The sequence below is a fragment of the Dapis brunnea BLCC-M229 genome (assembly GCF_050015995.1).
Taxonomy (GTDB): Bacteria; Cyanobacteriota; Cyanobacteriia; order Cyanobacteriales; family Microcoleaceae; genus Trichodesmium.
In genome coordinates, this window is sequence record NZ_JBNHEP010000248.1 from 1 (window position 1) to 12,569 (window position 12,569).

8 protein-coding genes are annotated in these 12,569 nt (G+C 34.2%); 6 read left to right on the forward strand and 2 right to left on the reverse strand.

Annotated features, from left to right (window positions below; translation table 11 throughout):
* Positions 1 to 258 precede the first annotated feature (258 nt).
* Positions 259 to 1,977 (forward strand): hypothetical protein, encoded by a 1,719-nt coding sequence (locus tag ACP6PM_RS28200; protein ID WP_426590209.1) that lies wholly within the window; start codon positions 259 to 261, stop codon positions 1,975 to 1,977.
* A 903-nt stretch (positions 1,978 to 2,880) separates the two neighbouring features.
* Here ACP6PM_RS28200 and ACP6PM_RS28205 read toward each other — a convergent pair.
* Complete coding sequence (locus ACP6PM_RS28205; protein WP_426590210.1) at positions 2,881 to 4,056, reverse strand: hypothetical protein; 1,176 nt, start codon at positions 4,054 to 4,056, stop codon at positions 2,881 to 2,883.
* A 1,174-nt stretch (positions 4,057 to 5,230) separates the two neighbouring features.
* Between ACP6PM_RS28205 and pgl the strand changes: the two genes are divergently transcribed.
* From pgl to ACP6PM_RS28230, 5 genes are all read left to right on the forward strand, one after another.
* Entirely contained in the window at positions 5,231 to 5,938 is a 708-nt protein-coding gene (gene pgl / locus ACP6PM_RS28210) for a 6-phosphogluconolactonase (RefSeq protein WP_426590211.1), read from the forward strand.
* A 497-nt stretch (positions 5,939 to 6,435) separates the two neighbouring features.
* Positions 6,436 to 7,257 (forward strand): FHA domain-containing protein, encoded by an 822-nt coding sequence (locus ACP6PM_RS28215; RefSeq protein ID WP_426590212.1) that lies wholly within the window; start codon positions 6,436 to 6,438, stop codon positions 7,255 to 7,257.
* A gap of 379 nt (positions 7,258 to 7,636) precedes the next feature.
* On the forward strand, positions 7,637 to 8,080 hold the full coding sequence (locus tag ACP6PM_RS28220; RefSeq protein ID WP_426590213.1) for an FHA domain-containing protein: 444 nt from the start codon (positions 7,637 to 7,639) through the stop codon (positions 8,078 to 8,080).
* A 242-nt stretch (positions 8,081 to 8,322) separates the two neighbouring features.
* Entirely contained in the window at positions 8,323 to 9,204 is an 882-nt protein-coding gene (locus tag ACP6PM_RS28225; RefSeq protein WP_426590214.1) for a PRC-barrel domain-containing protein, read from the forward strand.
* Positions 9,205 to 9,610: 406 nt separating this feature from the next.
* Positions 9,611 to 10,033 carry an FHA domain-containing protein gene (locus tag ACP6PM_RS28230; RefSeq protein WP_426590215.1) on the forward strand — a complete coding sequence of 141 codons (423 nt, stop codon included), beginning with the start codon at positions 9,611 to 9,613 and terminating at the stop codon, positions 10,031 to 10,033.
* 729 nt (positions 10,034 to 10,762) lie between these two features.
* Here ACP6PM_RS28230 and ACP6PM_RS28235 read toward each other — a convergent pair.
* The gene (locus ACP6PM_RS28235) at positions 10,763 to 12,013 is read right to left on the reverse strand and encodes a DNA cytosine methyltransferase (RefSeq protein ID WP_426590216.1); all 1,251 of its coding nucleotides are present in this window, start codon (positions 12,011 to 12,013) and stop codon (positions 10,763 to 10,765) included.
* Positions 12,014 to 12,569: the final 556 nt, after the last annotated feature.

Sequence of the window (12,569 nt, forward strand, 5' to 3'; positions counted from 1 at the left end):
GAGCGACAAACCTAAAATGTTGCAATTGTCGGGGCGGGTTCGGCGTTAAGTTAATGAGGTTATAAGTTGTTTTGATAAGCTGTGAAAGGTATTCAATAATCCCTTGTAATGCACCATTTTAGTTGTGTCAGTTTTTTTTAATATCTACTGCTTCTTTCTACCATTTGTAAAAAACATTTATCAAATTGGTCTAATATGTCAAATCCTTTAATATCCAAATCAAAAATAACTAGATTTTTATTGATATTACATAAAAATTTGATAAATCGCAGCTGGATATTTTGGTTGGGTTTAAGTATAGCAGTTGTATTAATTTATGGTATTGAATCTCTAAAAGCAGCCTTTGAAACTAAATATATAATCCAAGATGACGCACGACAACATATATTTTGGATGGGTCGTTTTTTAGATTCGGAATTATTTTCTGAAGACTTAATTGCTGACTATTTTCAGTCAGTAGCACCTTGGGGTTATAAAACTTTCTATTGGTTAATAACATCTCTAGGCATCGACCCAATTTTTTTAGGTAAATTATTACCAATATTTTTGGGATTAATTTCTACAATTTACTGTTTTGGAGTCAGTTTACAAATTCTGCCAATTCCCGCTGTCGGATTTTTTAGTTCATTTATTTTAAACCAAAATTTATGGATGGAAGATGACTTAGTTTCTGCTACCCCCAGAGCATTTTTCTATCCACTTTTTTTAGCCTTCTTATATTACTTACTCCGAAATTCCTTATTTCCTGTTTTAGTAGCGATCGCTCTCCAAGCAGTTTTTTATCCCCACACAGTTTTACTATCACTAACTATCCTAACTATTAGACTATTTGACTATCATCAAAAGCGGTTAAAATTCACCTCAATTAAATTCAATTATTGGCTTTGGTTAGGAGGAATAATAACTGCTGCAATAATACTTTTACCATACAAATTTTCTGCTACAGAGTTCGGATCGATTATTACTACTACCGCCGCCAAAATACAACCTATTTTCAATTATGATGATGGTAAATATGGCAGAGCATTCTTTTTTCATCATAACCCCTTAGTTTTTTGGCTCACCGGACCGAGGAGTGGTATCTTATTTTTGGGATTATTTTCACCACTAGCTATAGCTTCATTACTATTACCTTTTCTGCTCAGAACAGAAAAATTTCCTCTAGCAAAACAAGTTTCTGAAAAAGTAGGAATATTAATTCAAATTTTCATAGCATCAGTAGGATTATTTTTTTTAGCTCATATCTTTTTATTTCAACTTCATTTTCCCAACAGATATATTTACCATAGTATGCGAGTGATGATGGCAATAGCTGCTGGTATTGCCTTAATAATCTGGTTGGATAATTATTTAAAGCAAACTATTTCTCACCTAGAAAATGGTTTAACTTTCCCACAGAAAATATCTATCGGATGTACAACTCTATTATTAGTAACATTAAGTATTATTCCTTTTTCTCAAGACCTAACCATAGATAATCAATCCTATATTAAAGGCAAGGAAATAGAACTATATGAATATTTATTAGCACAACCCAAAGATACATTAATTGCTTCTATATCCAAAGAATCAAATAATATTCCTACTTTTGCTCAACGTTCGACCTTAGTAGCGCAAGAATACAGCCTACCTTATCATGTAGGATATTATAGTCAATTTAGTCAAAAAGCTATTGATTTAATTCAGGCTCAATATACTCCCAATCCCGAAGAAGTTAATAATTTTATTCAGAATTATGGAGTTGATTTTTGGTTGCTCGATCTAACCGCTTATGACCCTAGATATGTAGCTGATAAAGAGTTTATTCGTCAGTATAATTTAACAGATTCGATTATTTATCAACTAGAGCAAAATCTTATCCCTGCTTTATCAACTACTATGGAAATTTGTAGTGTATTAACCAGTAAACGAATAGCATTATTACCAACATCATGTATTACAAATGAGTTGATAAAATTGACTCAGGATAATCCTTAAAATAATCAAAATTATGTAGGAATTTATGAATAAATTATTGGTCTTAAGGGATAGGCATAATACTATTTATCAAAAAGAATACTATATCTGATTGGGTAGGGAAGTGTGGGGAGTTTGAGAGGTGTGGGGAGAGGTAAAAGTAGGAATAATAATTACTGACAGACTAATAATTGTCAAAAACAGACTCTGAATCTTGGTAACTATTTAACTGTTGAAATATAGCATTACTTTTGGTGTTGGTATAACTGAATTACTGAATTTAGAAGTAAAATTATTGCTGTGACTAAATTTCAGAGTTTGAGAATCTCCTAATAGTAATAGCGACTGCATATATAACCAAGTTTTTGAGGAGAATAATTGATTGATAAAATGCAATAAATAAGCTGCACCCCTTCAAAACTAATGCACTTATGAAACTCAGAATACTATAAAAAGTTTCACTCCTATCAAACCTTCAAAAAACTCTTGCCTCTTCCCTTTCCTAACTACAATTTTTTCAATATATCCTATGTATATAGCAATCCCCTGTATATTTGTGTATAAAAATCTTGCCGCTTTTAGGGAACAGGGAACAGGGAACAGAGAACAGGTGGGAGTTTCGGTTTTTTATCTACTTTTTGATTACCCGCAACCTATGCGCGGATTGCTATAGGATATATAAAACTACGCATTATGCTTAGGAAACTTATAAATACTCAAACTCAGTCAGGGATTATTTTTGACCTTTGAATTTTGACTTTCAACTTGCGCGTAGCGCTATAGCAGTTCTCTTATGAATGAGGTACAGTATTTTTTATATTCCCTATTCCCTCAAATCTAAAACTTGTATATCTCGCCAATTTAAGAAATGCTATATGTGACTTTAATTATCCCAAATTCAAAGATTTTAATCATTTCTAATTCCTAAAAAGGATTATGCCAACGCTGGCTATATCCGCGATTATAAAAACTATTATTACGCCTGGAAAAAGGATTGTTTGAAGGAGTTTGTGGTACGTTTTGATTGACCTGATTAGGATTCACTCCATAATTATATTGTTGTTGTTGATTTTGCGGATATCTTTGATTGTTGTAATAGTTAGGCACTCCCCAATTATTAACTCCATTTACTCCATTGTGGTTATTAGCAAAACTATTAGGTACTGCTGGAATTAATGGAGGGAGATTTAGATTAGTAGGTTGTCTGTAAGAATAGTTATACCCTGGTAAATTAGTTGGGTTATTCGTTGGTAAATTAGTTGGGTTATTCGTTTGATTTGTTCCACCTGATAAATCAGTATAGTAAGGTTTTGGAGGAGTAAAATTTATGGGTGGTAAAGGCGGATTATAATTCCTTCTTTCCTGAGATTTAAGAATATTGGATGTTGGTATATTCCGAATGGGAGAAGGTTTAATATCTCTTGGCTTGATTTCAGTTGGGTAAAGGTTAATATTATTTGTTTGAGACTGATAATTTGAGGGAGATTGAGATTTACTTTTAGAACGCAAGTACTCATCCATAGCATTCTGTAGAGCATTGACAGGTTTTTCTTTTTTTTCCTCCTGGTTTGTTCGGTCGAATAAATTCATACTGCGTAACAGAGGAGAAGTTGAAAATTTTGTCTTTGGCAGTTGATTTGTAGAAGGCAAATCATTGGTTTGCGCTCCCCCGTAAATATTAATTTTGGGCAGAGGGTTAGCTAAATCTTCTTGAGGCTTTATAATATTTTTATTCCTAACAGATGTATTTTTTGTTTCTCTTTGGGAGCTATCCAATAAATTTTTCTGAGAACTTACTGGAGGATTAATTTGCAGTTGTTGAGCAGTTTTTAACTCTTCGATTAAAACTGAGGAATTGCCAATATCGCTCATAACAGAAACTTCTTCAGGAGATAAAGTTTCAGTGATAGTATTGCCGCTTGATACTAAATTATCATCATCTTCAATGGTTAACCATTCTGGATGGACTGATAATTCCCAAGCAAATAATAGAACTAGAGAAGCTACACCAATCGGCCCCCAAACTAAGGGCTTTGTCAAATGACTAAATCTGGCTCGGAAGTAGCGTATGGAATTAGGTAATTTTTTCTTATCAGACATAGGTTTTTTTCCTTCATTTATTATTTTTTTTACTACATTAGTCTGTTCTTTAGTTACAGTAAGATAATTTCATTTTTTTAGTCATACTACTAAATTAACATGAATATAATTATTTCCAAATTACCTTTTAATCCCGAGCAACTAGGGAGTCAAAAAACTGCGGTGAATTTCCAGATATAACCTAAGCTATATATTTCCTTTATGAAGATATTTGCAAACTTTACTAGGTAAATATAGTGATATTGGAATAATTTTTGTTGGTAATATGAAAATTTAATTAAATATTACAAAATGATTCAGACCTGAGCCAAAGTCAACAAATGTTATTTTTTACTGAAGAAATAAATTATTGAGCAAAAAATAAGGTATCAAGCCTCCCATTTTAAGGGGGTGAAAAAAATGTTCGATTCAGTATTTCAAACCTCTGGTTTCAAGCGGAGGTAATGTTTCACTACGCGACATAAAAAACGAAGTTACCGAATAATTAAGGTAAAAAGCCTCTCCTAATTAGGAGAAACAAGCGGTCGTTTGCGGAGCAGTCCGTTAGGATGGGATGGCGAGGTCTCCTCGCCATATCTAATCGACCAAGAGAGCGGTCGGAAAGCGGAGCATGACCTGGTAGATGGGATAGGGACGAAACCTCGCTAGCCTCCAATCGACCAACAGAGCGGTCGTTTCCGCTGTCGCCGACTTGAATTGCGGAGCTTTCCCTAGAATAGGATGCTGAGGAAACCTAGCCATATCAAATCTCCCCTTGAGAAGAAAAATTTTTCCTTTGAGTCAATCCTATCCGTTTTCAAGGAGAGGTAATTGTTAATTATTAATTATTAATTGTTGAAGACCTAAGAGGCTCACTGAAATGAATGTTCACTACTAAATTTACCGCTTCTTAATAATTTTAGCTTAAATACCTTTACTTAGCAAATACTAATATTACTTGAGTGTAACGAGATAAACTGACATCTAAAGATAAGTTGCCATAGTATAGATCCGATACCCAAATTGAGAAACAATAACTATAGCGGTACGCGCAAGTCAAAAATTAAAAGTAATCTCACCAGAGAGTTTTTCCTGGGGAAATGCTCCGCAAACGAGATTTACTAATGTCAAACACCTGAATCCTTAGTGATAATCTTTAAATTGGGTATACACATTAAATCATAACAGAAACCAAATGAACAAACAGGTTAAATTGTTGCCAAATAAGGAAAAATTGATCGAACAAGCTTTGGACATTTGCTTGTCTAAAATTAAAGCAGCGATCGCAGAACGTGGCCAATGTACGATAGCTTTAGCTGGTGGAAATACCCCAAGGCCACTTTATGAATCAATAGCAACTCAAAATCTACCTTGGGATAAGATTCATGTATTTTGGGGCGATGAACGTTATGTAGCTCCTGACCACCCAGATAGTAATCAAAGAATGGCCAGGCAAGCTTGGCTAGATCTAGTACCCATACCACCAACAAATATTCATCCTATGGAAACAGGAGCGGGAGACCCTGAAACTGATGCCTCAAGCCATGATGCTCATTTGCGAGAATTTTTTCAAGTACCTATAGGAGAGTTTCCGAGCTTTGATTTGATTTTACTGGGAATGGGAGGTGATGGTCATACAGCTTCCCTATTTCCTTATACAGATGCGTTAAAAGTAAGCGATCGCCTAATTACTGTGGGCAATAAAGATGGCCAACCCCGATTAACTTTCACAGTACCATTAATTAATCAGGCTCGCGGCGTTATATTTCTAGTTGCTGGTGCAGATAAACAAGAGGCATTAGACCAAGTATTTGCAGAAAAAGCTGATAATATGAATTATCCTAGTCGTCTGATCCAGCCTCAAGAGGAATTACAGTGGTTAGTGACTGGTGTAAATATTTGAGCAGCGATCAATCTCAAAAAAATCTAGGATAAGCAAATTATCAAGTTCTGTAAGGAAGCGGAGGGATGGGAAAACCAATCAATCTTGTGGTATAACTAAACTGGTTACTAACCCGCCCGAACGTATACGAACAGACAGGTTAACCGACAAAGATTACTAATTTTGGTAACACCGCAGAAAGATCGGTAGATCGGGGAAGAGGAATGGTCACTGGGAACACTCCATACTTGAACTCAATTATATATAACAAAAAGTTTTTTGTTCAAATATTTAGGCTGCTGGGCTAGCAGTGTTAGCGCTAGTAACTCATGGGGGGATACCCCCAAGACCGCGCTGACTTGTCTGTGGAGCGACCATAAGACCGAAAATAGGGAAGGACCTTGGAGGCGGGTGCGATGAAGCAGAAAGCCCATTATAGTGATGGTTAGGAATCTCGCGTTGTCGCAGGGGCGCAACGTCGGGAGGATGTCAACTGACCGATAGCAAGGAGAAGATAAATGATTGTCTGTCCCAATTGCAATCATCAGAATCCTGATGGAGCAACCCAATGTGAAGCTTGCTATACTCCCTTACCAGTAACTACAAATTGTACTAACTGTGGGGCAATAGTTCAAGCTGATGCTGCCTTTTGTGGTCAATGTGGCTTTGACCTGAAAGCTACTGCTGGTAAAGAGGAAGGTCAAGTTTTATCCCAAACAGATCCAGCAGTGATGCCAACTATAGTATCACCTGTATCTACACCAGATACAGATCTACCCTCAGTAGATATACCTGACCTAGACCTAGTAGAGCCATTAGTGACACCAGAGCCTTTGGTATCTGGTAGAGTCAACTTAGAAAAATCTAGCAACCCTAATACTCCAGTTTCTATTGAGGAAGAGGAACTCCCACCAACCATTAATGCTATTAGCACACCTGTTGCTACCCCTGAAGTAAGTTCTCCATCTCCCACTGGGGGAAAAGCAATTCCGGCCAAGACCCAGTTGCAAAAACAGTCGGCCAAGTTGTTTCATATCAGAACAGATACAGATATTGAATTGCCAGTTAATTTATCCGTGATTCATATAGGTAAACCCAATGACCGAGTACCTCCAGATATTGATGTTTCAGGATTTCCTGACTCTGAGGTGGTTTCTCGTAGTCATGCTGATATTAGAGTAGAAGGAGATAGTTATTATATTGAAGATACTGGTAGTTCTAATGGTACTTATGTTAACAATATTCCTTTGACAAAAGGAAATAGACATAAGTTAAGACCAGGCGATCGGATATCTTTGGGCAAAGGAGACTTAGTTTCATTCCTGTTTCAAATTTCTTAGCTCAAGTTTAGATTGGGGGTTGATTAAAATCCTTAGCTCAAGTCTTCCTATAATTAAGTTCTTCGGTGGAGAAGTCCTACATATATTATGGTTTAGTTGCTGGACATAAAAAGCATTCTCGTAGTAGTCTGTTAGGACAGCTCCTCCTGACAAGGCAACAAAGAGGCTAAAGTATTAGTATCTAGTACCTTAAGAAGAGATCGAGCCAAACAAATTACGGCTATTTTCATTATATTAGACCACAGTTGGGACTAACTATGGTTGGTCCCGACAATGGTTGTAGTGTTTACTGTGTAGTTCATCTACCTAAAAACCACGATAAAAACTAAATAATCTAAAATTGTTTCAGGTGCTCTACTAAAAATATTAAATAGCAAATGTGATTAGACTAACACTGCTACATCCACTTCAGTCTATGCCAGTCAGAAGTTGGACTTTCGATCGCAAACCTGTCATTAAGATTGGGCGTTGCTCAGATAATGATGTGGTTCTTTATAGTTCTGTAGTTTCTCGTTATCATGTTGAATTAAAAGCTAATCATCGCGATTGGGAAATTATTAATTTAGGTAGCAATGGTACATACATTGATGGTAAACCAATCAGGAAAGTTAGGGTAGTTAGTGGGTTGATAATTAATTTGGCTCTTACTGGACCAAAAATTGCGATATATATCCACAATCAATCAAAGGTATTTAATTTTCAACAAAGGCCAAATTATCGCCAAGAAAACGATTTAGACAAAGTTGAAACCCCATTATTAAGGCCGATGTTAGATCGGGAATGTCCACAACAAGACTTATTTGGAGATACAAAATATGAATAGATTGCTTAATGAATAATCTGATTTTTATGATCTGATTTTTGTGATGGGATTAATTTGATTGTTTGGCAACCTTTATTAGCTCTTATATAGGGTTTATCACCCTTGGTGAGATATATAATTTTGATTTTAGGCAATGGGGAATAGGGAAGAGAAAAAAAGATCGTACCTCTATTATTTAAGATTACTTCTTACTTCTTCCTCAATCAATATATTTATCAAAACTCTGTGTTAGGAGTAAAATTATGAATAAAATACCAGAGGTAATTAAACATAGTCAACTGTTGAAGAGGTTAGTGCTTGACCGTGAAACAGTTGAAGAACAAGGTTGCATAGAAGAATTATGCCTAGATCCTCAATCTCATCAAGTTATAGGTTTTATCTGTAAGTCTGGTTTATTTGGTAAACAAAAAAAATATTTCGCTTGGAAACAAATTGAGACTATTGGCGCTGATGCTACTCTAGTTAATGGGAAATCACAAGTAGATAATTTGGAAGAACACAATAATATTGTTAATATAATTGGTAATGAACTTTGGACTGATACAGGGGAAAAAGTGGGTTTTATTGTAGAATATATTCTCAATATCAAAACAGGTGCAATAGTGAATTATTTGTTTAAATCTAATGGCTGGCGAGGTGTTTTGGATAGTGTTTATTTACTAGCACCAGAAGCAGTTTCTAGTGCTGGTAATAAACGAGTAATAGTAGTCAATAGTTCTGTAGAAAATCCTCAATGTTATACTGGAGGGGTTGCTGAAAAACTAGGTTTGCTTCATAACTTTTTACAAGCAGATTTAGTCAGAACTAGAGAACATATTGATATAGCACGAAGTGAGGCCAAAAAATTAGCTCTAGGATTTCAACAAAGAGCCAAAGTTGTGAAAAAACAAGCTGAAGAAAAAGCCCAAATAGTCACAGAACAAGCCAAACAAAAAGTAGAAAATTTTCAAACTAAATCTACAGAGAAAAAAAATAGGAAAACTCAGGCAACTACATATGAATTTTCTACCAAAATTCAACAAGTAACAACAGAAGCTAAGGAAAAAATTGATGGAGTAAAGTCTCAAGGGATAAAAATTTTTAATTCCTCAAAAGATGAGGGAGAGCAAAATACAAATGATTGACAAATATAGCCATAATTACGGATATTTTGAGGATGGTATGGTAAAGATGAGGGAGAGCAAAATACAAATGATTGACAAATATAGCCATAATTACGGATATTTTGAGGATGGTATGGTGAGGTACAGTTTAATATTAATATCTGTTCCCTATTCCCAGTAATCACTATTCCCTAAAATATGTAAGCATTCAGCCGTCAGCTATCAGTTATCAGCTATGGGTTATTAACTAATTTTCGCGTTTCTGACGAATTAGTCTCCAAGGAGAATTAAAAGTTGCAAACGAAAAAGGTCATCAGCTAATCTTAGTAGTTATTTTGATATTTGATCATCTGAAAGCTAACCGCTAATAGCTGAATGCTTACTAAAATATTAAAACTCATGTAAGTATATTAAATAATTATTATAAGTGATTAGTTTAGCCTTATTACATCCAACTCAATTAGTTCCTGTTCAAAATTGGAGTTGGGAAGCAAAATCATTAATTCGTATAGGTAGAGCAAGTGATAATGATGTAATAATTTACAGTGCTATAGTTTCTCGTTATCATGCAGAACTTTGGGAAAATCGGTCTGGTTGGATGATCGTCAATTTTGGTGTTAATGGTACTTATGTAGATGATCGACCAATTATTCAAAGATCGGTGGTAAATGAAATGATTATTAGATTTGGTAGTTCTGGACCGAAAATTAAAATTTGGACTCAAGAATTAGCTTCTGAATTTGCGGATAAAAAAGATGAATTATCCAAGAAAGAAATATTTTTAACTAATAAAAATTTTCCTCAAACTTCCTTTGTAAATGAGGATATTACACAAACAGATATTTATTAATCTTTGATTGTGTATGGGAATATGAAAGTAAATTATAATAGGTAGCAGACAGCAGTGGAAAAAAACTTCCTAGTCTAAGATTCATCATCAGTATATTTTGCAAACAACTCTTTACTTTGCGATAAATTTTATTGTTTTTATTAGACATCTGCGAGAATCAAAAATCAAATCAATTATCGTACATAAATCATCAATTATTTCCTCCTACTCCCTACTCCCTACTCTCTACTCCCTCTTTATCCGGAGAGGTCTATTGGGGGTAGCTGCCAATTTTAGCAAAAAAGATTATTTTTTATACCAGTTAAAAAAAAATGCTACATTAACTTTTTTTTTATAGTTAGAGAAGACCTGAATTTTGCTATATAGGAAAATTAAATAAAGAGCAAGGTTTTTCCCTATTTCCTATTCTGTAGGGACGTTGCATGCAACTTCCCTACTCTTTTTTTACTATAACGATCTTTTTTGAATTTGTTGAATTTGGTATTACTTATACCAATTTTATGTGAGGTTGTACAGAATTATGAATTCATTAACTTGCCTATCTTTATCTACAGTCAACTCTGATTAAAATTTTATTTTATGCAACTTCATATTAATTTGGTATTATTAGTTATCTGTATTCTTTCTAATTAGTTTATACAGTTATAAGAGCTGATTTATAAAGTAAATCTTAAGCTAGCTAGTATACTTATAAATCCAAGAATTAATTATCAATTAATTATTTAATTTTTATTTTCTCATTCTTGGTGCAATAGTATGTCTATCAACACCATATAGATCGGTAGCTATAGACATATTGAGCGCTAAATTTTCTGATTTTTCTAACTTATATTTTTTCCTTCTAGGTTTAAGTGGCTGAATATTTAAAGCATGAATAATTTCTTGAGCAACTGCTTTTGCTAATAGTGGTGGAACTGAATTACCAACTTGTCTAAAACCATGCCATTTTGTCACATGAAATCTAAACCAATCAGGATATGAATGTAGTCTTGCTGCTTCTCTAACTGTGATACATCTAGGTGTAAATGGATGTATTGGTCTAGGAGAAGTATATGCACCCCTACTACTTGGTGTTCCTGCTCTGAGTGTATTACAAATACCGTTAGGATTAAGTCTATAAAAGCGACTTACTGGTTCAATTTTTCCGGGAGCTGTCGCACTAAATCTTGCTATTGATTTTGGTGTATGTCTTGTGCGTAAGCTAGAGGTTAATATTGTCCGATCGTATTCACGTTTATAAGAATAATCATTATTCAAACGTTTCAAACTACGCAGTTTTCTAGCATATTTACTGGGTTTGCCATAATCTTTTTCTGCTGTTACCCAATCTTTTTCTAATAACTCAACGTATTTTTCAACTTCGGGTAAATCTCCTATTGCATCCCAGACAGTTATATAGTTTTCTAATTTTTTATCTGTTTGAATATGAGGATAATTTGGTAATATTAAACCATTTTGACATCCTAATATAAATAATCTTTCCCGATTTTGGGGTACGCCATAATGAGCAGCATTTAGGATTTGATAAGGTTGCTGAACTTGATAACCATTTTTGGATAATTTATCAAGCACTTCCTGAAGAAAAATTTGGTATTTTCCCACAGTTAATCCTTGAACATTTTCCATAACAAAATACTTTGGTTTTAACTCCAAAACTAACCGAAAAAAATGAGATATAAGTGCATTGCGTGGGTCATCTAAGGTGCGTTTTCCAATCATGGAAAAGCCTTGACATGGAGGACCGCCAAAAACTACATCAATTTCTCTATTTTGAATATCTGATAACTGTCTAATTTCATCTCCAGTAATATCAACAATATTGCGACATAATATCGACCAAAAAGGAAAATTAAACTTATGAGTAGCACAGTGAATAGGGTCTAATTCCACAGAAACAGGTATATCAAATCCTGCTTGTTCAAAACCAAGGGTCATACCTCCTGCACCAGCAAATAAATCAATACCAATTGGTCGTTGCATACCACATCTCAAGACTTACAATTAATCTTAATTTTATTGAATTTTTGCTATTATATCAACTCTATTTAAAAAGTTGCTGAGATTCATATAGCAAGAGTTAAAAGTTAAATCATTCCTGTGACTAAGGTAATAGAATTTGAAAATGTTACCATAGGAATGGTGACTACTATATCTTGCTAATAACTAATAAAAATTAATACCAATTGCCAAAAATAATGCTATACTTCCAATGGAACTTCAGTTATTAAGTAATAAGTAAATAAAAGTAATATTTTTAACGATTATAGGCAAATAGCAAAGATATCTTATCCTTTTGAAGCTTACTCCCTACTCCCTACTCCCTACTCTCTATTCCCTGTTCTCAAGGAGATGTAGCAATACTTTTGAGAAATTGTATAATGTTATTCAAGAATGGAGATTTATATGATACCCGTTTAAAGTTTATTATGAAAATATTAGGGGAGTAGGAAAGTGAGGATAAATTACAGTAGTTTTCATTTTCGTAGAACACAGTAGAAATATTCCATCGAAAGTCTCTACAATAGTTGTGGTTTTA